General features: G+C 64.3%; 18 protein-coding genes and 1 tRNA gene. 7 read left to right on the top strand and 12 right to left on the bottom strand.

What is annotated here, in order from left to right; translation table 11 throughout:
- Positions 1-30: 30 nt before the first annotated feature.
- Positions 31-1,416, bottom strand: coding sequence for a cytochrome P450 (locus tag ACVW1B_RS35740; RefSeq protein ID WP_456822792.1), 1,386 nt, complete (start codon positions 1,414-1,416; stop codon positions 31-33).
- Between the two features lie 84 nt (positions 1,417-1,500).
- Entirely contained in the window at positions 1,501-2,862 is a 1,362-nt protein-coding gene (locus ACVW1B_RS35735) for a hydrolase (RefSeq protein WP_456822791.1), read from the bottom strand.
- Between the two features lie 171 nt (positions 2,863-3,033).
- Here ACVW1B_RS35735 and ACVW1B_RS35730 point away from each other — a divergent pair, with 171 nt between their 5' ends.
- Complete coding sequence (locus tag ACVW1B_RS35730) at positions 3,034-4,713, top strand: MFS transporter (RefSeq protein ID WP_456822790.1); 1,680 nt, start codon at positions 3,034-3,036, stop codon at positions 4,711-4,713.
- 137 nt (positions 4,714-4,850) lie between these two features.
- Here ACVW1B_RS35730 and ACVW1B_RS35725 read toward each other — a convergent pair whose 3' ends face one another.
- Complete coding sequence (locus ACVW1B_RS35725; RefSeq protein ID WP_016842076.1) at positions 4,851-5,066, bottom strand: cysteine rich repeat-containing protein; 216 nt, start codon at positions 5,064-5,066, stop codon at positions 4,851-4,853.
- 312 nt (positions 5,067-5,378) lie between these two features.
- Between ACVW1B_RS35725 and ACVW1B_RS35720 the strand changes: the two genes are divergently transcribed.
- A complete protein-coding gene (locus ACVW1B_RS35720) occupies positions 5,379-6,431 on the top strand; it encodes a polysaccharide deacetylase family protein (protein WP_057021319.1) in 1,053 nt (350 codons plus the stop codon).
- A gap of 599 nt (positions 6,432-7,030) precedes the next feature.
- On the top strand, positions 7,031-8,056 hold the full coding sequence (locus tag ACVW1B_RS35715) for a hypothetical protein (RefSeq protein ID WP_456822789.1): 1,026 nt from the start codon (positions 7,031-7,033) through the stop codon (positions 8,054-8,056).
- 160 nt (positions 8,057-8,216) lie between these two features.
- Here ACVW1B_RS35715 and ACVW1B_RS35710 read toward each other — a convergent pair whose 3' ends face one another.
- The 8 genes from ACVW1B_RS35710 to ACVW1B_RS35675 all read right to left on the bottom strand — a co-directional run bounded on the left by ACVW1B_RS35710 (position 8,217) and on the right by ACVW1B_RS35675 (position 16,588).
- On the bottom strand, positions 8,217-8,615 hold the full coding sequence (locus tag ACVW1B_RS35710; protein ID WP_456823083.1) for a very short patch repair endonuclease: 399 nt from the start codon (positions 8,613-8,615) through the stop codon (positions 8,217-8,219).
- 47 nt (positions 8,616-8,662) lie between these two features.
- On the bottom strand, positions 8,663-9,736 hold the full coding sequence (locus ACVW1B_RS35705) for a DNA cytosine methyltransferase (protein ID WP_456822788.1): 1,074 nt from the start codon (positions 9,734-9,736) through the stop codon (positions 8,663-8,665).
- 12 nt (positions 9,737-9,748) lie between these two features.
- The gene (locus ACVW1B_RS35700; protein ID WP_456822787.1) at positions 9,749-11,695 is read right to left on the bottom strand and encodes a Z1 domain-containing protein; all 1,947 of its coding nucleotides are present in this window, start codon (positions 11,693-11,695) and stop codon (positions 9,749-9,751) included.
- The gene (locus tag ACVW1B_RS35695; protein ID WP_456822786.1) at positions 11,682-12,203 is read right to left on the bottom strand and encodes a hypothetical protein; all 522 of its coding nucleotides are present in this window, start codon (positions 12,201-12,203) and stop codon (positions 11,682-11,684) included. Before ACVW1B_RS35695 ends, ACVW1B_RS35700 begins: the two co-directional genes overlap by 14 nt.
- Before the next feature lie 277 nt (positions 12,204-12,480).
- Positions 12,481-12,556 (bottom strand) — tRNA-Thr (locus tag ACVW1B_RS35690).
- Positions 12,557-12,664: 108 nt separating this feature from the next.
- A complete protein-coding gene (locus ACVW1B_RS35685) occupies positions 12,665-14,446 on the bottom strand; it encodes a heme biosynthesis HemY N-terminal domain-containing protein (protein ID WP_456822785.1) in 1,782 nt (593 codons plus the stop codon).
- Between the two features lie 20 nt (positions 14,447-14,466).
- Complete coding sequence (locus ACVW1B_RS35680) at positions 14,467-15,726, bottom strand: hypothetical protein (RefSeq protein ID WP_456822784.1); 1,260 nt, start codon at positions 15,724-15,726, stop codon at positions 14,467-14,469.
- Between the two features lie 112 nt (positions 15,727-15,838).
- Positions 15,839-16,588: a uroporphyrinogen-III synthase gene (locus ACVW1B_RS35675; RefSeq protein WP_253609833.1), complete on the bottom strand. Its 750-nt coding sequence runs from the start codon at positions 16,586-16,588 to the stop codon at positions 15,839-15,841.
- A gap of 174 nt (positions 16,589-16,762) precedes the next feature.
- Here ACVW1B_RS35675 and tsaD point away from each other — a divergent pair, with 174 nt between their 5' ends.
- The 4 genes from tsaD to ACVW1B_RS35655 all read left to right on the top strand — a co-directional run bounded on the left by tsaD (position 16,763) and on the right by ACVW1B_RS35655 (position 20,732).
- Positions 16,763-17,836, top strand: coding sequence for a tRNA (adenosine(37)-N6)-threonylcarbamoyltransferase complex transferase subunit TsaD (tsaD, locus tag ACVW1B_RS35670; protein WP_253609834.1), 1,074 nt, complete (start codon positions 16,763-16,765; stop codon positions 17,834-17,836).
- Positions 17,837-18,024: 188 nt separating this feature from the next.
- Entirely contained in the window at positions 18,025-19,002 is a 978-nt protein-coding gene (locus tag ACVW1B_RS35665; protein ID WP_253605640.1) for an NAD(P)H-dependent glycerol-3-phosphate dehydrogenase, read from the top strand.
- Positions 19,003-19,119: 117 nt separating this feature from the next.
- The gene (locus ACVW1B_RS35660; protein WP_253605642.1) at positions 19,120-20,232 is read left to right on the top strand and encodes an alpha/beta hydrolase; all 1,113 of its coding nucleotides are present in this window, start codon (positions 19,120-19,122) and stop codon (positions 20,230-20,232) included.
- Positions 20,233-20,318: 86 nt separating this feature from the next.
- The gene (locus ACVW1B_RS35655; RefSeq protein ID WP_057021328.1) at positions 20,319-20,732 is read left to right on the top strand and encodes an EVE domain-containing protein; all 414 of its coding nucleotides are present in this window, start codon (positions 20,319-20,321) and stop codon (positions 20,730-20,732) included.
- A 159-nt stretch (positions 20,733-20,891) separates the two neighbouring features.
- Here the strand turns inward: ACVW1B_RS35655 and ACVW1B_RS35650 are convergent, their stop codons facing one another.
- Positions 20,892-22,070 carry a DNA topoisomerase IB gene (locus ACVW1B_RS35650; protein ID WP_076835000.1) on the bottom strand — a complete coding sequence of 393 codons (1,179 nt, stop codon included), beginning with the start codon at positions 22,068-22,070 and terminating at the stop codon, positions 20,892-20,894.
- Positions 22,071-22,346 lie beyond the last annotated feature (276 nt).

The following is a 22,346-nucleotide window of genomic DNA, read 5'->3' as shown; positions in this document are numbered from 1 at the left end:
AGATGAGCATTGGGACACCGCCGCGCAAGATCAGCGCGGCTTGATCGTAAACACCGGCGAGCGGTTCGGCTGTGTCGTCACCACGCCGATCGGCAACACCGGATCCTTGTCCGCCAGCGCGACGCGGAATGCGCCGATGATCTTCGCAAGCGCGAGCGTCGCCTCGACCAGCGCAAAATGCGCGCCGATGCAGACCCGCGCGCCGACGCCGAACGGCAGATAGGCAAACCGATCGGGCGGCGTTCCCGTCATGAAACGCGACGGCACGAACGCGTTCGGATCGCGCCACAGCTTCTCATGCCGGTGCAACAGCCACGGCGCGATCAGGATTACGTCACCCTTCCTGACCGGACGGCCCGCGATGGTATCGGGACCGCCTGCCGCACGCGCGATCAGGAACGCCGGCGGATAAAGCCGCATGGTTTCGTCGATCACCGCGCGGGTGAATTTCAGCCGCTCGATGTCGAGCGCGCCAGACGTCGCCGCGCTCCCGACTTCTGCTGCCAGCTGTTCCTGGGTCAGGGGATCGAGCGCCAGCAGATAGAGCGCCCAGAACAGCGCGGTCGCAGTTGTCTCGTGGCCGGCCAGGATCATGGTGGCGACCTGGTCGCCGAGTTGGGCATCGGTGAAGGCCTCGCCGGTTTCAGGATCGCGCGCGGCGCCCATCAGGTCGAACAGGTCGCGGGCCGGCGCGTTGTCATCCTTGCCGGCCGCACGTCGCTCGGCCATCAGCATGCCGACGAACGCGGTCCAGCGCTTGCGGAAACGGGCGCGCCGGAAATCCTGCGGCGTCGGCCAATTCAACGGCAGCACCAGATCGAGCATGTGCGGCCGCGCCAGCGTGTCGCCATACTCCATCACGAAGTCGCGCAGCGCGGCGCCGTGGCGATCCATGCCGAACGAGAACATGGTGCGGCCGGCGATCTCCAGCGTCATCCGCTGCATCGCCTCGCGCAGATCGACCGGGCCGCCGCTCGCCGACTTCAGCTTGGCGATGGTCTCGTCGACCGCCGCAATCATGTAAGGCACCAGCGTCGTCACCGCGCGCGGCGTGAACGCCGGCGCCAGCGTGCGGCGCTGGTGTTTCCATGCACGCCCTTCGGCGATCAATAGCCCCTCGCCCAGCATCGGACGCAGCACGCGAAGGCCGGCCGGCGTGCGGGTGTAGTTCTCGTAATTGTCGACCAGCACATGGCGGATCGCATCCGGCGTGTTGAGGATGAAGCTCGAGTGGCCGAGAAAACGGCCCTGGACAATGTCGTCCTCGTAGGCGCGCTGGCCCCAGGTCTCGATCGGCGAGTTGCGCATCACCCGCATGCGCTGGAACGCGCCCATGTCGTCCGGCGCGCGCGGCGGGGCCGGCGGGACCAGGGGCCGCCGCGTGACCGTGATATCGTAGACCTCGGCTATGCTCATGGTCCTCGCTTCCCTGCCTCACGCGACGGCCGATCCGGCCATGCGATCCCGGCGCCAAGAAGGCGCGCGGACCCTGCACCAGACCTAATAAGTCAGCTCGGCAACCGCAATCCGATTTTCCGATGCCGGCCAGGCCCGCATCATAATGCGTTCCCCGTTGAAGATCGCGGCGACCGGACGGCCGACATCGTCCGCGGCGAGCCGCAGCGTCGTCACCGAATCGGTCGGCACACCGGGCTTTACATCGGCCGGCTCCTTGCCGTCGAACAGCACGATGTCGCGCGGCAGGCCGAAATAGCCGCGCGGCCGCGACATCAGCACAACCGCGCCTGCGCCGGCATCGGCCGGTCCCAGCGGCCGCGACGCGCGCAGATGCACGATCTCGGACGAGCGCACAAACGGCGAGCGATAGATGTGCGTCGTCGCCGTACCGGGTGACGTCAGCGCGAATTCGAGCGGCCACGACGGATCGACCTGCGCCGGACCCCAGCGACCGTCGGCGCCGGTCTGCGAGCTGTGCAGCGGGCCGCCGATGCGCTCGCCGGTCTCCGCCGCGACACGATAGATGTCGACCGTGGCCCCCGGCACCGGCCGGTTGGTCGGCACGCCGCCGGGCGTGCCTGTGACGAGGCCGCTCAGCCTCACCGCCGTCTCCGGCACGATCTCGATCCGCGACGGCTCGTGCCTTGCGATGAATTTGTAGATCTCGCGAAAGGCCCGCGGATGAAAGGCGGTCTCGCGATGATCGACCGCGCCGAGCACCAGATTGGTCGCACCTTTCAGCGCCGGGCCTTCCGTCGTGACGTTGGTCGGCGTGCCCGGCTTGCCGACGAAGCGGCCGTCGGCTTGCGCATATTTGTCCAGCCCATCGCTGCGCAGCGTCAGGAACAGGGTGCCAACAGTCACTTCGCTGTCGCCATCGTTCAGTCCGCGCAGGAACGGACCACGCCCGTTGAATTCGTTGCCGAGCCCGTCGTCCCACGCGTACACACCGTGATTGGGCGTGCCGCACAGCACTGCGTGGCTGATGTCGCCGCCGCCGCCATTCTTGATGTAATTGCGGATCGCATTGCCGCCGCGCGAACTGCCGACCAGTGCGACCCGCGGCGCACCGGTCTTCTGCTTCAGCTCCCTGATCGCCTCGGCGAGCTCGCGGCGCTGGTCCTCGGTCGAGGAGCGGCTCGCCTGCTCGATCTTGTCGTCGGTGCGTGCCAGCGGATCGGTGAAATTGATCGCGGCCATGCGCTCGCGCGGCACCCCGTTGCATTCCATCCGCCACAGCGTCGTCATCCAGAGCGCGGCGTGATCGCCATTGCCGTGCACGAACAGAATCGGCGGGGTGTCACCGGCGGGCGCCGGCTGAGCCAAGGCCGGGGCGCCGAGGCGGCCGGCCAGCAGGGACAGGGCGCCGGCCCCTTGCAATATTCTCCGCCGCGACAGCGCCATTGGCCCCTTCCCCCGACTTTCCTCGGCCTTCCTCAGGTCTTTCAGTGCCTTAGCTGTGCCCTGTCCCCGCCAAGGATGCCGTAATCGCTGGACAGAACACGCGTTTCGCGGGCATCAGTTGGTGCAGCCGGAATCGTCCAACAAGCCATAGCAGGCCAACCGGAACTGGATATGACCGAACCGCGCGATCGCTCCGACAGTATCACTGCACCGTTGCGGCATTCAATCTTCAGGCGAATCTGGCTCGCGAGCCTGCTCTCCAATCTAGGCATCCTGATCCAGGGCGTCGGCGCCGCCTGGGCGATGACGCAGATGACCGCGGAGGCCGACAAGGTCGCGCTGGTGCAGACCGCCTTGATGCTGCCGGTAATGCTGATCTCGATGCCGGCCGGGGCCATCGCCGACATGCACGACCGCCGCATCGTCGCGCTGGTGTCGCTGGCGATCGCGCTGACCGGCGCCACCATCCTGACCGTGCTGGCCTGGCTCAATCTGGTAACGCCGAACATCCTGCTCGCGCTGTGCTTCGTCGTCGGCAGCGGCATGGCGCTGTTCGGCCCGGCCTGGCAATCGTCGGTCAGCGAGCAGGTGCCGCCGGAGACGCTGCCCGCCGCGGTCGCGCTGAACGGCATCAGCTACAACATCGCGCGCAGCTTCGGTCCGGCGATCGGCGGCATCGTGGTGGCGTCCGCGGGCGCCGTCGCGGCCTTCGCCGCCAATGCCGTGCTGTATCTGCCGCTGCTCGTCGTGCTGTTCCTGTGGAATCGCGTCAGCGAGCCGTCGCGGCTGCCGCGCGAGCGGCTGAACCGCGCCATCGTCTCCGGCGTGCGCTACATCACCAATTCGCCGTCGATCAAGATCGTGCTGACCCGCACCATGGTGACCGGCATCATCGGCGGCTCGGTCTCGGCGCTGATGCCGCTGGTGGCGCGCGACCTGTTGCATGGCGGCGCGCAGACCTACGGCATCATGCTCGGCGCCTTCGGCATGGGCGCGGTGATCGGCGCGCTCAATATCAGCGAGATTCGTAGCCGGCTCAGCGGCGAAGCCGCCATACGGGTCTGTGCGTTGACGATGGGCGCGGCGATCGCCGCGGTTGCCGTGAGCAAGCAGCCGGTGATCACCGCCGCCGCGCTGGTGGTTGCCGGAGCGGTGTGGATGCTGGCGATCGCGCTGTTCAATATCGGCGTGCAGCTCTCCGCACCGCGCTGGGTCGCGGGACGTTCGCTTGCGGCCTTCCAGGCCGCGATCGCCGGCGGCATCGCAATCGGAAGCTGGTGCTGGGGCCGCATCACGGATGTGGGCGGCGTCGAGATGGCGCTGTTGATCTCCGCCGGTCTGATGCTGCTGTCGCCGCTGCTCGGCATCTGGCTCAGGATGCCGCCGATCGGCGCGCGCAACGAGGACGCGACCGATACGCTGGCCGATCCCGAGGTGCGGCTGCAGCTGAGCGGGCGCAGCGGGCCGCTGGTGGTCGAGATCGAGTACCGGGTGGCGCAGGACAATGCCCGCGCCTTCCACAATGTGATGCAGGACGTGCAGCTCAGCCGCCAGCGCAACGGCGCCTATGGCTGGTCGATCGCCCGCGACATCGCTGATCCCGAATTGTGGACCGAGCGCTACCATTGTCCGACCTGGCTCGATTTCCTGCGCCAGCGCAACCGCGCCACGCAGATCGAGCGCGAACTGCATCAGAAGGCGGCCGACTTCCACATCGGCGCCGAGCCGATCCGCGTGCGCCGGATGCTGGAGCGTCCGTTCGGATCGGTGCGCTGGAAGGACGAGACCCCGGACCGCGCCGCCAAGGAGGTGATCCCGGTGGTCGCGACCGCAGCGGGGAGTAGTACGTAGTCTCTCCATTGTCATTCCGGGGCGCGCGAATAGCGCGAACCCGGAATCTGGAGATTATTAGCTCGAGATTCCCCGATGCGCAGTTGCGCATCTGAGGTTCATCGCTCCGCGATGCCCCGGAATGACAGTTGATGGGTCTACTGCCCGTGATCGGCGAGCGTCTGCTGGCAGGCCTTGCTGAGGCGGCTGCGATGCTCCTTCAGGCACGCCAATACGACCTGATCGCCCTCGCTGAGATGGGCGCGGCAGAACCGCGAGGCATCGCGTGAACAGGCATCGCGCCCCTGCTGCTGCGCCGAGGCGGCCGACGTCAACAAAACCAGCGGAACGACGGCAAACAGAAATCGGGTCATCTCTCAAAGCCTCTCAAGCGTTTTCGCGCGAAGGGGTGCCGGGTCGCGTGAAGAAAACGCGTCAAATAGGAAATCCGGAGCCCCGTTCCGATTTCATCGCAGCGGAAACAGCTCCAGGGAATGCGACGCCGGTTCTATAGCGTTTCCGTGCCGCGAAGAAGCTTGAAACCGACTGTGACGGTCATCACGCATGGTAACGCCCGCTTTTTCTTGTCCTTCCGGCGCCTTGTTGGGATCGCGTTAAGACCTTGTTGGCATTAATCGCTCGTTACGGCTGTGGCGTATCCTTAAGTTCCGAGAGAGTGTGTAGCGATGCGTAGTGCGTTGGGCCTGATGCTGGCCAGTGTTGTAACGGCGATCGTGATCGCCGGCGTGTGGTTCTGGACCTCCTCGCCGCGTGCCGACGCGGCTCCTCCGCAAACCACGGCTGCGGCCAAGGCCGATCCGCTGCCTGCGGCGGCAAAGCAGGCCGCCAGGGACGATGTCGAGACGACCGCCGCGCTGTCGAAGCGCGCCGATGCCACCCAGGCCGCGGCACCGGCCGCCACTCCTGCGCCGGCGCCGGCCCCCGTCGCGGCCGCGGCCAAATGCGCCAATCCCGATGCGCTCGGCATCAGCCGCACCGTCGTGGTCGACACCAATGGCGGCCCGGGCTTCGGTTTCCTGCAGTACAAGCAGTATGACTTCCTGACCGACAAGGAGGTCGTGCTGACCTTCGACGACGGTCCGTGGCCGACCACGCCGGCCGTGCTCAAGGCGCTGGCTGACGAATGCACCAAGGCGGTGTTCTTCCCGATCGGCCTGCACACCACCTATCACCCGGACATCCTGCGCCAGGTCGCCGCCGCCGGCCACACCATCGGCGCCCATACCTGGTCGCATGCGCATCTCGCCAGCAAGAAGCTCACCGAGCAGCAGGCCAAGGACGAGATCGAGAAGGGCTTTAGCGCGGTCAAGCTGGCGCTGGGCGCCAACCCTGCTCCGTTCTTCCGCTTCCCGGCGCTGGCGCACACCCCGGCGACAACCGCCTATCTCGGCACCCGCAACATCGCGATGTTCTCGGTCGACGTCGACTCCAACGACTTCAAATCCAAGAGCGCGGACGAGGTGATCAACAACGTGATGACCAAGCTCGACAAGGAGCACAAGGGCATCATCCTGATGCACGACCTGCAGAAGCACACCGCGCAGGCGCTGCCGACGCTGCTCCGCAAGCTCAAGGCCGGCGGCTACAAGGTGGTCTGGATGAAGGCCAAGACCCAGCTCGAGACGCTGCCCGAATACGACGCGATGATGGCAAAGACCGAGAAGCCGATCGCAACGGGGCGGCCGATTGGCAACGTCGTGCAGACGGTCGCCGAGTAACCCTGCGAATACACTCTCAACGCAAAGCGCCCCTGGATCGGATCCAGGGGCGCTTTCGCTTTCTGCTCGCAGCCACCTTCTGCGCCTATGCGCCTTCGAGAGTGGCCCCATCGCGCCCGGTGGCTGCGCCTCCCACCAAAATATCGAAAACAACCCCATGCAAAGGAGCCGGCGGGTGCTGGCGATCGACAAGGCAACTTGACCCGTCGGGCAAATCAAGGATACATTTCCAATATTCCGAAATCACGCATCCCTCGCCCGTTGGTGGGGGAGACCAGCCACGTCGAGCCCATTTTGTGAGATGCATCACGCTGTCAGCACAGCAGTTGCCGACGGGTTGGCGTGGTCCAGTCGGATTGTTGGAACTTGGTCCTGTCAGTGGGCCCGTATCGCTGTAGTTTTTGAGCCTTGAAACAGGGTCTCGGCGCAACGCCGCGCTCGTACACACCAGCATCCACAGCACCAGCCTGTGTGCCGCGCCTTCGACGATGACTCGGGAATAGATTCGTCGGTCTGGCCCTCTCTTGCACGATGCCCGAACCCTGGAGAGTTTTGTGAGCGCATTCGAACAAGGTCGCGTACGGTCGGGCGACGATGGCTTGGCGAATACGGCCGCCGAAAAGCTCCGTTCGATGATCCCGGCGGCTGGAGCGATGGCTTATCCGTTCCTGCTCGATGCATTTCATCTCGCGGTCTCTCCCGCTGCTGGTCCGATGTCGTTTGGGCGACTAATCCTGGCAGCGCTTTGCCTGTTGGCCGCGACCGCCGCGCCGTTGCTGGGTCTTGCCTGCGCGTACTGGATGACCAAGGCCGCACCTTCATCGTTCGCGCTGCGCGCCCGGCGGCTCGCCTATTTCAGCATCGGCGCACCGCCCTTGTTCGTCCTGACCGGCGTCGGTCTCGGACTGCTGCATATTCGTGTCAGCGACGAGCTCGTATGGGTCGCGGGCTGGTTGGCCGCTTGTCTCTACATCCTGTTCGGTAGCGAGCAGACCGAACGTGCGCCAACCTCAGCCGCGGTTGCTCCATCCATCGCCAAATGGCGCGTGACGCACGGCGTCGCCGCAGCGGTCATCCTGCTCTACGTCGCGTTTCACCTCACCAATCATCTGCTGGGTTGGCTCGGCCCCGAGGTTCATGCCGCCGTAATGAAGATGGGGCGCTCGGTCTATCGATCGTCCCTCGTCGAACCCATCCTCGTCGGCCTGATGGTGTTCCAGGTCGCGGTCGGCGTGCGGCTCGCCTGGCGCTGGAGCTCGCTGCCGGCGGATGCCTACCGCGTGTTCCAGATCGGCTCCGGCATTTATCTCGCGGCGTTCATCCTCACCCATCTGAATTCCGCGTTGGTCTCGGCGCGCGCCGTGCACCACATCGACACCAATTGGGCCTGGGCGTCCGGTGCGCCGATCGGCCTGATCCACGACGCCTGGAGCATTCGCCTGGTGCCGCACTACGCACTCGGCGTGTTCTTCGTCCTCGCGCATCTGGCGTCAGGATTGCGCGGAGTCCTGATCGCGCATGGCGTGGCTGCCGCGCTCGCCAACCGGATCTGGGCGAGCGGGCTGGTGGCCGGCGGGCTGCTCGCGATTGCGATCATGAGCGGACTGTGCGGAGCGCGAATCTAGGCTTCGGCCGAGGCGGCAAGAGCGACCCGGCCGGACTTTCGCGAAGATCATTCCGCCCCGATAATAGCTGGTTCACTTGAATTCAGATGCCGGGCTACGCTTCGCTCGCTGCGCAGAAAAGCGGGATGCGATTATGCCCTTCGCCGCTTTGACGCGCCGTCTATCGTCCACGTTTCCTTATCATTCGTTGCCGACTTAACGTCCGAATCACGCGCTTGCCGACCTTCTCTGGATGGTCTCGAAGATCATGCTGCCATATCCTAAGGACACTCCATCCATAAGCATTGAGCGTTCTACGAACGACGGCATCGCGTCGAACATTTCTGACAATCTTGTTTGACCAAAAGATCGTGTTAGACTTTGGGATACTCCCGTGGATTTTACAGCCATGCCAGAAGCAGCCATCCACAAAGACTGCCAGTCGCCCGTCGTAAAAAACGAAATCCGGCTTTCCGAAAACCTTCTGATTTCTTCTCCATCCGCGCAGGCCGAACTTGCGAAAAATGCCGATCAGACGAAGCTCGGTCGCAAGATTGCCGTGATCTCGCACCTTAGACATGATTTCAGAGCGCTTGCGCTTGGAAAAAACGTCTGACATCTAGTGATTTAGTTTCTTGCTCTCGACTTGATGACTGAGGCCGAACGTAAGGACCTCAATATGACCAGCGCGTGGCGGCGGATGAATTCAGGAGGCAATGCGTTCCCGATCATCAGCGCGACCGCTTCTTTTCCAGCACCTCGCGAGAATTTGTACCGCCTAGGAAAGGACTGCAGTAGTGCAGCTTCGCGCATCGTTATGGCGCGGTCCCTTACGGGATGAAGAAACCGTCCTTTCGACGGATTGAAACAGCCGCCCGTAATGGTTGGCGACACTGTATCCCAAGCCATCCTTCCATAGATGTCTCTGAAGCCATTGCTTCGCTGATGGCAAGGTAGTTGCCGTGCTTCCGAAAGATCAGTTCTGCTTCCTCCATCCTTCGGGATGTCCCGGATGAGTCGTTGGACCTTCTCGCTGCGTCGCTTCTCCAGAAAGTTGTGGAGCGCATCCTTCGAGCTTCCGGGCTCTTCTAAATCTCCGATAGCAGAGCGAACCGTTCGAATGACCCGAGCCTCCTTCGCAAAGGGAACGCTGAATCCCTTCCCGGCAAGGAGAATCAGCCGCCGCCTCCGCTGTGGAACGCCGTAGCGGGCAGCATCTTTGATCTGAACGTCAACAGTGTAGCCGAGATCAGCCAGTTCCTGACAAAGCTTCTTGAATGGGCCATATTCGATAAGCTTGGGGACGTTCTCCATCATAATTGCCTTGGGCTCGAACGTTTTGGCAAACCGAAGCATTTGGTTCACCAAATCATTGCGCCGGTCCCTGTTGCGCTTCCTGCCATTGCGCGTGCGCAGTGACGAGAAGCCCTGACAGGGAGGACATCCTGCCAATAGATCAAGTTCGCCTTTGTGCAATTTGAGTTCTCGCCGCAACCGCAACGGGGACACGGCTCGAATGTCACGTTCCTTCAGGATTACGTCACGATGATTCGACCTAAAGGTTTCCGCAGCTAGCGAGTTGAATTCAACAGCAGCCAATACGTTGAACCCTGCTTGTTTCAGACCGACGGTCAGACCGCCGCAGCCGGAGAACAAGTCGAGCGCAGTTGCCTTCCTTGGCTTTTTCGCTTGGGATGTCATCTTGGCTTGGGTTCACACCGAAAAAGCAAACGCATAGCGGCCGTCAGGAAAGCGAACCTGGGGCCACCACGCGGCCTGCCCACCGCGGGTCGCGCGAACACGCAACATGAAGAGGCAGATTTTGTCGGCCGGGACAGTCCTTATTTCGCCGCCGTCTAGAATTCCTTGAGTTTCGCGACGGCTCTCTTGGAGGCCGCGATCTCGGTCTACGTACACGTATCCAGTACTCTGATCCTTGACCTTCGCGAATTGTCCGATAGACGAACTCATTGCCGTCGCATTCCAAACGCTTTCCGACTCTGCTTCATCAGGTCGAGTTAGAGATATCAGTTGCTTTATCGTCTCGATGGGAATTTCCAGATAGGATTTGCCTTCTATCGATTCTAGAAGCTTGTCGATCTTTTGGGTCTGCGCACGAACGGAGCCATCACGCAGTACTTGAGCAGGGTTGTAGTTGCTCCCAGCGGAATAGACACCTACTGCGCCGGGCGCGAGTATATTTTTTCGCGTCGGGCTCAATCCGCTCTCAACATAGACGCCTCGGAACTCCTCATTTGGATTCCTCGCGATCAAATCTCGAAGACCCTGCTCCATCTTATTGATCGCCTGAAAAACGATGTGCAGCTGACGGGGAAGAAACAACCTAAGCAGGCCTATATCTTTGCGACGATAGCCATACATTCGAGCATGCTGGAGAACCGTATCTGCCTGCGGTCTGCGTGGATGCCGGCCGTAGTAGCTCACAAGCAGATTCTTGATCGTCACTCCACGACCAAGCTTATTTCCGCCAACGAAGAGATTATAAGGTGACTTGACTTCGACATCTTCGTCAGTCTCACCGTTAACCAGCTTTACTGCTATCCCAGGCGAAAAAAACTTAATCCCTTCGATCAGTTCGTCGAAGGAACTGTTTTTGATTCCCTCATGCGTTGAAGCCAAATCTTCGTATGCGGCCCTTAGGCGTTTGACTACCGCCGACCGGCCGGATGCTAAATCGCGAGCTAGATTTGTCTTGTATGTCCTGAGGAGGTCTACGATATGCTGGTGATCGCTAGTTCGAGTACTGACATGGCACAAGAACGCGCAGTTCTGATCCGCGTCCTTGGCGCGCTTGAATGTCGCACCCACAAGAAACGTGTCCAGCGCCTTGAGGAGAGATGTGGGAATGTCCTGCGCTGGAGCGGGTTGCGGACCTGGAGCAAGAGCCGCGATATCATTCAAGTCAAATTCTTTGACTAGTTTTGATCCATCCGAAAAAAAGTCGTTGCCACCGACATAATCCTTACCTGGATGGCTCAGCACGGTGAATTTTGGCCGGAAGCTGTGGCCCATAGGCTGCAAGAACAATGCCTGCGGCGTTGCCGTTACCTGAAGGTACGTGTTCTTAGCAAAGAAAGCGCGTAGCTCTGATATCTTCTCGTTGATGGCGCTGAGCGTACCGTCATCCAAGCTTGCCCTGGTGTTGGGACTCGCCTGATCCGCCTCGTCATCTATTATGAGACAGCTGAGACCTTTGACATTTCCCTTCTTAAAGTTCTCGATCAGGGTCTTCAGCAATCGCGAATTTTTCGTTGTTACGATCGCGCATGTTCCGCTCTTCACCCGTTGTAAGAAGGCATCCACGTCCTTGAACTCAGATTTGCCAATGATGTCGATACCTGGAAATGCCTCTCGTACGCGCCCCAGGGTCTGATCGTAGAGGGGATCACTGTCGGAGGTAAGGACGATAAGTGTGCGATACCCTTCATCGGCGCCCATTGCACCGGTGACGGACAGAACACCTGTCTTGCCGCTTTGAACAAGCCCATAGACCAACCCATTAGTTTCTTCCACGCCGCCACTGAGTGGATTGACCCATCTTTTGACGACGTCCTCAGCAGTTCTCTGGATTTCCTGAACTTCGCTGTCATTGCCGATTTGCTTGCGCAGCAGTTTTAGAACTTGCTCACTGTGCTTCATTCGCCGTCCCATCTTCCAAAATGCGCTGCCAGCTCGAAGGTGCCACCTTGCGTTTGAGCGGGCCGTCTGGGCCACTGACTTCATAGTGCTCGCCATAGTCTCGGTAACAGGAGACATACGCGGAAGCCGCTCGCATCGACGCAATTGCTGAGTAAGAGTCGTACGGGAGCGCGACAATGCCATCTGATCCGCAGACGAGACCAATTACGGTCGATTGTCGGAGCGCCATTGACGACAGCTGTTGCTGTTCATCTTCAGTGAACGTAAATCCCCAGGGCGATCGAACTTTCGTGCTGTACTTGAGCAGCAGGGTTATTCGTTCGTTCAAGAAAAAGAAGGGAGGATCGTAACGAATGCTCTTTACGCGACCCGACCTAATAATCAGGTGAAGAGCGGCCCCCTCATAAAATTCTTGTTTCTTAATTGCCATCAGTGAAATACGAATCGCCCGACCACCCAAGAGTACAATTCGCGGTTGAGCGCTGCAATTCGACTTGCGGACGATCAATCAGCTTTCGCGGGGATTTCTTCGTGAAATTGCGGTCGGTGGTCTCGCCGTGCGTCAATTGCGAAAGCGGCCACTGGGGTTTTGCACACCCGGACGGCCGACGCCGTGATTGGTGCTGTGGCCTGAGAAGCGCTCGCCATTCGCCGGGTGGCCGGCCTCGGCGGGAGGTTTGGAAGGTCGAGCTTCAAGTTGCAACACGATGGGATCGGCGCCGCACTGTCCCGCACCGAAGGACAATTGGTATCAGTCGATCCTCGAGCTAACTTATTGAAAAAACTGGTGCCGCAAGAGGGACTCGAACCCCCGACCCCGTCATTACGAATGACGTGCTCTACCAACTGAGCTATTGCGGCGAACCGTTCGGCAACGGCCGGATCACGCGGCCACCTGATATCGGGCATGACCCCGATTGGCAAGGACAACGCGGTTATCGAACCATACAGCCGTTACCTAACCCCGAATTAGCTTCCCAAACGTGACAGAAATCCGCGCCAGCCGCCCACTTGCGCCTTGGGCGGGCCGATTTGTTCCGCAAATTCGTCCACCGGGCCGTCCTCGTCGACCCCGGGGTCGTCGGGGGCCCGGATGATCGGGATCACGGCCGGAATCGGCGCCGGTGCGGCCTTGGGCAGGTCGGCCCTCGACCGGAACAAGGGGGCCGGCGCCGGGGGCGCCGATTCGGCGGCCGGCGCGGGAGCTGGTTCCAGAGCGGCGGGTTCGGCCGGGACCGGGGCGGGCTCGGCCTCGATGGCCGCCGGGAGTGGGGCGTTGTCCTGCACGGGCGGTGCGGCCGGCTCCACGGGCTTGGCGTCGACTGGCTTGGCCTCGACCTGCTTCACCTCGACCGGCTCGGCCGGCTTGGCGTCCGCCGGCTCGCTGGCGACTTCCCTTGGCGGCTCGACCCGGCGCGGCGCCAGCATCGCCTCCTCGAACGGCGACGACTCGATCGCATGGCCCTTGTCGGACGGCAGCGCCGCCACCGGGGTCTGCCACTGGAAGGCATCGAGCCGGCCGCTGACCGGCGAGACCGGACGCCAGCGGTCCGAGACATAGCCGTCGGCGGTCCAGACCGGATCGTGCAGCGCGCGCACCGCGCGCAGGGTCCAGGCGCGCGCCCGGCCGCTGTCGCCATGCTCGGTGCGCTCGATCTCGGCCATCAACAGCGCGACGCGTTGCGTCGGCGCCGCGACAAACGGCTCCAGCGCCGCGCGCGCCTTGGCGAACTCGGCGGCGTCGATCGCGGCGCGCGCGATCGCCAGCGCGCCCTCGATATGTCCAGGCGTTTTCGCCGCCAGCGTCTCGACCCGCACCAGGCGCTGGCGCGCGGAATCGCCGAGCCGCACATGCGAATAGGCGTCGGCGAGATCGGGATGCGGCTGCACCAGCCACGCGGTCTCGACGATGCGCATCGCGCGGCGCACCTGATGCGCCTCGCTCTCGAACTTCGCCGCGAGCACGGCGGCCGGGATCAGCGTCGGCGCCAGCTTGACCGCCTCCATCGCGCTCGCGCGCGACAGGTCGCGATCGACGGTCTCGAACTCCAGCGCCCGCGCGGTCAGCAGCACGCCGCGCTGCCGCCGATAGGTCGCCTTGTCGATCAGTCCGGCGCTCTGGTTGTTGTCGATGATCGACAGCGCGCCGGCCCAATCGCCCTTGGCGCAGCAGAAGCCGAGCACCGCATGCGAGGCCCATGACGACGACGGCGACATCTTCAGCGCTTCCTCGGCGATCATCACGGCCGCCACCGGATCGTCGGCGCGCTGCGCCTCGATGAACAGACCGCGCAATCCAAGCAGCCGCGTGTCCTCGCGCTCGGCCATGGCGCGGAAGGCGCGCTGCGCGCCGTCGCGATCACCGTCGAGCTGCGCCGATTGCGCGTGCAGCAGCAGTGCCAGCGGATCGCCTCCGGCGTGGCGCCGCGCCACTTCGGCATGCGCGCGCGCCGCGGAGGAGTCGCCATGCCCGATCGCAAGCAGGCCTTGCGTGATGGCGTGGCGGCCGCGGGCGTGACGGCGCTCGCGCCGGCCACGGCGGATGTGCGAGGGAATCTTCCAGAGCCCACGCAGGATCACGCCGCCGACCATCGCGACGACGACGACGAGGCCGAGCAGGTACATCGGCTGCTTGGACGTGAAGCGCAAGCCGCCCCAATTCAGCACGAGATCGCCGGGCTGATCGGCCAACCAGGCCGCACCCGCTGCAGCGAGCGCGATCAGCAGCAGGAACAGAATGATCCGGATCATCAAAGACCTATTGCAAAGACTTACTGGTTGACCGTGGCGAGCGCCGCCATGGCGTTGTCGGCGAATTTACGCGACGCGTCGAGCGCGGCGCGGCGCGCGTCCACCTTGGCGAGCCAGGCTTGCGCCGCCGTGCGATCCGCCGGCGGCAGCGACTTCAGTTCACGCTCGGTCAGTGCGAGGTCATTATGCAGGGCGGCCGATGTCACGCGCGCGACGATGCTGCCGCGATCGGTCCCCGTGCCGTCGGTCCGCTCGATCTGGATCAGCGTGGAGGCACCGGCCTTCAGACGATCGACCAGCCCGGCGCTGGCCGCCGCAGCCTCAGGCGGAGGCGGCGCAAGTTTCGGCACGATCTCGATCAGCTCGCGGCACAGCGCGTTCGGGTTCGGCACGCCCGACGTCGCAAACGTCGCGAGCGGCTTCAGCACCTCGGCATCATCCGACAGCGCCTTCGCGGCCTCGAGCGCGGAGGCATAGGGATCGCCGTGACGCACCGCGACGTCGAGCAGCGATGCCGCGACGACGCGGCGCAGCGGCACATCGTCCGCCTTCGCCTCGGCCTTGGTGTCGGCGATCTTGCCGTCCTGCCTCGCGATCGCCGCACCCTGCGCCTTCACCGCGCCTTCGACCTTGTCGATGCGCGCCGTGATGCCGGAGAGATCAGGCGCAGCCGCGCCATCGCGCGGCGCGGCTTTCGCGTCATTGACCGCCGCCGCAAGCTTGTCGGATTGCGCCCGCGTCGCGGCGAGTTCGGTGCGCAGTGCGGCGATCGATTTGTCGAGCGCCTCCAGCCGCGCCGTCGCCGCGGGATCGGCGGCCGCCGCGACCGGCCTGCCGGCTTTCGATTCCAGCGCACTCAGGCGCGTGCCGAGCTCGTCGATGGCGGCACTGGGTTGCGGCGCCGGGACCGGCTGCACGACGGGCCAGCCGAGCAGCCAGCCGACCCCGATCACCAGGGCCGCCGCGACGGCGCCGGATAGCGGAGCCACCACCCAGGGCGACACCGGCCGCGCCGGTTCGGCGTCCGGCGCCGCGGAGGCGGTCTCTGGCTGCGGCTCCGCTTGCGGTGCGGCGTCGCCTTGGGGCTCGGCCTCAGGCGTCGCCGCGTCCGCGGACGCCTTGCCGGCATCCTGGTCAGCCTCCTTGGCGGCTTCCTCGGCCCCCTCCGCCTTCGACGGTTCGCTGGAGATTTCGGTCGCCTGAAGATCGATGGTCGGCGGCGCGCGCTTGGGCCGGGAATCCGGCGAAGATCCTGGGTCGTCTGGCCTTTCTTCAGCCATCGCGGGGGGTCCTCAAAACTACTGGCCGCATATTGTACCAGAATCGGCCCAGGTTCTTAGAGCACGATCCGAATAACCGAGCATTGCCTAACATCATGGTCAGACGAAAGAATTATTCCGGTCTCGGCCGCAGGGTGCGGCTGAGCGCCTCCAGCAGGGCATTTTCGTCGGGCCGCGCCGCCACCACCACCTTGGTCGCGCCGGCGTCATGGAGCACCGCGGCGACGGCCGCCGAGATGCAGCATTGCGGCAAGGCGAGCGCCGAAATCTCGATCCCGTCGGCTCGGACCGTGTCCAGAAAGGCCTGCGCGCTGCGGCGGGAATAATGCAGCACCGCGGTGATCCGGTTCGCCATGAAGGCGTCGCTGACTTCCCTCGGGAAGCCGGCCACCGGCGCCATCCGGTAGGTGGTGTGGGTGACGACGCTGAGCCCGCGCTCGCCGCGCTCGCCGAGCTCGCCGGCGAGATCGCGCGACAGGTCGGCGCCGGCGAGATAGAGCAGCGTCGCAGACGCCGGCAGCTCGCCGGCCTCGACCCGTGCGAGCACGAGATTGCGCAGCGAGACCGCATCGCCCTTCGCCACGATTACCTTGTCGAAGCCGGCGGCGCGCGCCGCATCGGCGGTGTGTGCCCCGACCGCAAACAGCGGCAGCCGCAACAGCGGGCTGGTCGCGAGATCGACCGCGCGCAGCGCATTGGCGCTGGTCAGGATGACAGCATCATAATCCGCATCGTCGTCGCCGCGGAACGGCACCGGCTCGAAGCGCAGCACCGGCGCCGACAGGGCGTCAAAGCCGCGCTGGCGCAGCGTCGCGAGCGTCGCGTCATTATCCGGATGCGGTCGTGTGACAAGGATTGTCAGGGTTTCAGGCCTCCAGCCGTATAAATTGGACGTTGGCGACCGATTGCACTTTAAGACCTCGCAATGCTACCCCGGAGCGGACGTTTTGATGAGCATCATCTTGCCGGACACCGGTTCCGGCCTGTCCGGATCATGCTCGTAGCACAAGGACCGAAATTGGGACACGAACCACCGATGCTGGTGCTGGGGATCGAGACCACCTGCGATGAAACCGCGGCCGCCGTGGTCGAGCGCCAGGCTGACGGGCAGGCGAAAATCCTCTCCAACGTGGTGCGCTCGCAGACCGACGAGCACGCCCGCTTCGGCGGCGTGGTGCCGGAGATCGCGGCGCGCGCCCATGTCGACCTGCTCGACGGCATCGTCGCCACCGCTATGAAGGAGGCCGGCGTCGGCTACCGACAATTATCGGCGGTCGCCGCAGCCGCCGGACCTGGCCTGATCGGCGGCGTGATCGTTGGTCTCACCACCGCGAAGGCGATCGCGATGGTGCACGATACGCCCCTGATCGCGGTGAACCATCTCGAGGCGCACGCGCTGACGCCGCGGCTGACCTGCGCGCTGGCGTTTCCCTATTGCCTGTTCCTGGCCTCGGGCGGACACACCCAGATCGTCGCCGTGGTCGGCGTCGGTGAATATGTGCGGCTCGGCACCACGGTCGACGACGCGATGGGCGAGGCGTTCGACAAGGTGGCGAAGATGCTGTCGCTGCCCTATCCCGGCGGACCGGAGGTCGAGCGCGCGGCCGCCGGCGGCGACCCGACGCGGTTTGCCTTTCCACGCCCGATGCTCGGCCGCCCCGATGCGAATTTCTCGCTGTCGGGACTGAAGACGGCGGTGCGCAATGAGGCCAGCCGGCTGGAGCCGCTGGAGCCGCAGGACGTCAGCGATCTCTGCGCGAGTTTCCAGGCCGCGGTGCTGGAATCGACCGCGGACCGGCTGAGCGTCGGCCTAAAGCTGTTTCAGGAGCGGTTCGGCACGCCGCGCGCGCTGGTCGCGGCCGGGGGCGTCGCCGCCAACCATGCGATCCGCAGCGCGCTGCAGGAGGTTGCGGCGAAGGCGCAGACCACGCTGATCATCCCGCCGCCGGCGCTCTGCACCGACAATGGCGCGATGATCGCCTGGGCCGGCGCCGAGCGGATGGCGCTTGGCCTCACCGACACGATGGAGGCGCCGCCGCGCGCGCGCTGGCTGCTCGACGCCAGCGCCAAGGCGCCGGCCGGCTACGCCAACAGCCGCGCCGGATATTGAACAATGTACGACGGAGCGCGCATCAGGCACCGTCGCACCTCGCCCCGCTTGCGGGGAGAGGTCGGATTGCGCAGCAATCCGGGTGAGGGGGTACAGGTCTCGACACTCGGCTCGCTCGCGGATAAAGCCCCTCACCCCAACCCTCTCCCCGCAAGAGCGGGGAGAGGGAGCGAAGACAGGCCCGCCTGATGCCCGCGCATATGTCCGTGAGCGTGATCGGTGCCGGCGCCTGGGGCACGGCATTGGCCGATGTCGCGGCGCGCGCCGGGCGCAAGGTGACGCTGTATGCGCGCAATGCCGAGCATGCCGCGCAGATCCAGGCGACGCGGGTCAATCCAAGGCTGGCTGGTGTCCAGCTTCATCCCGGCATCGCCGTGACGTCGGATATCGCCGCCGCGGCGCGCGCCGACATCATCCTGGCCGTGACCCCGGCGCAGCATTTACGCGCGGCGGTCGGGTATCTTGCGCCGTATCTCAGACCCGACACGCCTGTCATCGCCTGCGCCAAGGGCATCGAGCACGGCACGCATAAATTCATGACCGAGGTGATCGCGGAAGCCGCGCCGCGCGCGGTCCCCGCGATCCTGTCGGGGCCGAGCTTTGCCGACGACGTCGCGCGCGGATTGCCGACCGCCGTCACGCTGGCCACCGGGGACGAACCGCTCGCACGCGCGCTCGTCCAGGCGCTCGGCTCGGCGACCTTCCGGCCCTATCACACCACCGACGTGCGCGGCGTCGAGATCGGCGGCGCGGCCAAAAACGTGCTGGCGATCGCCGCCGGCATCGTGGTCGGCAAGAATCTCGGCGCCTCCGCGCTCGCCGCACTGACCACGCGCGGCTTCAGCGAGCTCGCAAGATTGGGCCGCGCCTGCGGCGCCCGCGCCGAAACACTCTCCGGCCTGTCGGGATTGGGCGATCTCCTGCTGAGCTGCTCGACCGCGCAATCGCGCAATTTCGCACTCGGCCTCGCGCTCGGTCGCGGCGAAGCCGCGCCGATCGGCAAGCTCGCCGAAGGCGCGTTCACCGCGCCGGTGCTGTGCGAGCTCGCCGCTGCGCAAAAGGTCGACATGCCGGTGTCAAACGCGGTCGCCGCGATCCTGGGCGACCGGCTGACCATTGACGCGGCGATCGAAGGCCTGCTGACGCGGCCGTTCAAGGCGGAGTAACGCACGTCACGGTCGCGCGTGGCGAAGCTTCACGATCCGTGCGCGGCATACTAGCGTGGCGGCGAACCGTCGGATCCCGGTCCAACAAATCGAAAAACGGATCCCAAGGGAAAACCCATGCGTCAACCGCATCGCGCCATCCTTTCGATCAGCCTCGCCGTCGCCCTCACCGCCTCATCCGCCATAGCCCACGCCCAAACGGCCGCCACCTACGACGACCTTGCCAAGAGCGAGGCCGCCGCCAATGCGGACAACGGCAAGCGGGTCGCGCCGCTCAAATCGATCGGCAACCCAACCGCCGACGTGTCTGCCGAGATGCAGGCAATGATCGGCGCGCCCTATCCGCCGCATTTCAATGCCGACCCCAAAACCCCGGCGGAATGGAAGGAGTTGATCGATCGCCGCGCCAAGCTTCTGATCGCGGGTATTCCGGCGCTGAAGGCGAAGCTCGGCGTCAAGGTCGAGGAAACCAGGCTTGCCGGCGTGCACTGCTACATCGTCACCCCGAACAAGATCGCGCTCGAGAACAGGCGACGCCTGCTGATCCACGTCCATGGCGGGGGTTACGTGTTCGGCCCCGGCGAAGCCGCGTTGCCGGAAGCCATCATGATGGCGGGCTTTGGCGGCTTCAAGGTCCTCTCGGTCGACTACCGGATGCCGCCGGACTTCCCCTATCCGGCCGCGATGGACGACGCGACGGCGGTCTGGAAGGAAGTTCTGAAATCGCACGAACACCGCCGGCTGGCGATCTTCGGCACCTCGACGGGCGGGGCGATGACGCTTGCGATGGTGTTGCGGGCGAAGGATGAGAAGCTGCCGCTGCCCGCCGCCATCGCGCCGGGCACGCCATGGTCCGATATCGACAAGATCGGCGACAGCTACGCGAGCAATGAGTGGGTCGACAATGTGCTGGTGACCTGGGACGGCTGGCTCGGCCGCGCCGCCAGGCTTTATGCAAACGGCACCAGCCTGAAGAATCCCTACATTTCGCCGATCTATGGTGACTTCAAGGGTTTCCCGCCGACCATCCTGACATCGGGCACGCGCGATCTGTTCCTCAGCAACACGGTTCGCACGCATCGCAAATTGCGCCGCGCCGGCGTGATCGCCGATCTCAATGTCTATGAGGGACAGTCGCACGCCCAGTACCAGTTCAACGTCGACGCGCCCGAGACGAAGGAGGCGTTCACCGACATCGCCAAGTTCTTCGATCGATATTTGAAGCAGTAGGTGCCGCGCCGGGATCAGATGGCCGTGCTTGTCGCGGGCATCCACGTCGCTATAGATTGCAGCGCAATCGAACGGGGTGAGTTGCGATGAATTACTGGCTGGTGAAATCCGAACCGTCGGTCTGGTCGTGGGACCATCAGGTCGCCAAGGGCGCGAAGGGCGAAGCCTGGACCGGCGTGCGCAACTTCACGGCACGGCAGAATCTCGTCAACATGAAGAAGGGCGACAAGGCGTTCTTCTATCATTCCAACGAGGGCAAGGAGATCGTCGGCATCGCCGAGATCATCAAGGAAGCCTATCCCGACCCGACCGACAAGACCGGCAAGTTCGTCTGCGTCGACATCAAGGCCGACAAGCCGCTGAAGACGCCGGTGACGATGGCCGCGATCAAGGCGGACAAGAAGCTCGCCGACATGGCGCTGGTCAAATATTCGCGGCTTTCGGTGCAGCCGGTGACCGCGGAGGAGTGGAAATACGTCTGCAAGATGGGCGGGCTGTGATGTCTCGTCCAACTCTACTATCGTCCCGGCGAAGGCCGGGACCCATTACCCCAAATGTCGATTGCTGAAACGAGCTGGGGCCCCACAGCGAATTCTAATCACAGGCGGCTGTGGTTATGGGTCCCGGCTTTCGCCGGGACGACGATAGGGGACGCGGACCTACGCCCCGGCCGCCATCACCACCTGCGCCAGCAATTGCTCGCGCTTGGACTGGGTGCGGTAGCCTCCCATCGTCGCGGCGAAGCGCTCGAGGATGCCGTCCTCGAAGGCTGTGACGATGGTGTCGTGGACATAGCTCTTGCGGCAGATCGCCGGCGTGTTGGACAGCTGGTCGGCGGCGGCACGGATCGCATCCAGCACCTGGCGCTTGCGGCCGCGCTGGCTGGTGGCCGGCGTGATCCGGGACAGCGATTCCACGACGACGGCCGACGCCATCAGGGTGCGGAAATCCTTCAGCGAGATCTTGATGCCGGCGATCTCGCGCAGGAACGCGTTCACCGCCGTGGTCGAGGCGGCCCGTACCACGCCGGAGCGGTCGTAATACTGAAACATGCGCTTGCCCGGGACGCCGCGCAGGATGCCGATCGCACGCACCAGCTTGGCCGCATCGCATTCCTTGCGCACGGCCTTGCCGCCCTTGGCCTTGAAGGTCAGCACCAGGGAATCGTCCTCCAGCGTGACGTTGGACTTCAAGAGCGTGGTGGCGCCACGGGTGCCGTTGAGGCGCGCATAGGATTCGTTGCCGGGCCGGATCGCGGTGCGCGCGATCAGCTCGATCACCGCCGACAGCGCGAACTCGCGCGTCGGCTCGTCGCCGGACAGAAACGCCGAGACCTTGCGCCGGATCTTCGGCAGCGCGGCCACCAGCTTAGCGAGGCGATGCGCCTTGCGCTGCTCGCGGACCTTCTCCCAGTCGGCGTGATAACGATATTGCAGCCGGCCCGCGGCATCGCGGCCGACCGCCTGCAGATGCGAGCTCGGATCGCTGGAATAGCGCACCTGGCGATAGGCCGGCGGGACCGCCATCGCGTGCAGCCGGCGGATGGTGCGCGCATCGCGGACCCGCGAGCCATTGGCACGGACGAATGAATAGGTCTTGCCGCGCTTGATGCGGCGGATGGTCAATTCGTTCTGGTCGCCGAGCCGCAGGCCCAGATCGCGCGCCAGTTCTTCAACCGTCGTTCTAATGGCAGCGGGCGCGTCGAGCTTGAGTTTTGCCGGCGGCTGCAGCCTGGCCCGCGGCGGCTTGGACGGCCACTGGCCCAGTGCCTTTGCCAAGGCGACAGCGGGATCGGCGGAAACGGGCCGCACAGCCGCGATATTCTGCTGATCCATCATTACTCTCGCAAGACGCCTTGTTCCGCTGCCTGGCCTCGGAAACGCGATTTAGGGCGTCGGGGCCGACATTGCGAGTCGCGAATCAGTTATTGACTGTATTAAATTACCCTTCATGGGTGCCATTCGCCCGCTAACGTTGATTTTGGGCTGCCCGGGATCGGACAAAATGACGCGAGCGCGGTGCCGGAAACCGGCGTTTGAACGCCCGGAGGTCCACCGCGGTCCCCCAGATCAGGTCAGCGACCTTGCCCTTTCGCGCGCCGCTCTCGCCGGGGC

The sequence above is a fragment of the Bradyrhizobium sp. USDA 4502 genome, assembly GCF_054063355.1.
Note: the sequence above shows the minus strand (reverse complement) of the source record. Positions and strands in the feature narration are given on the sequence as shown.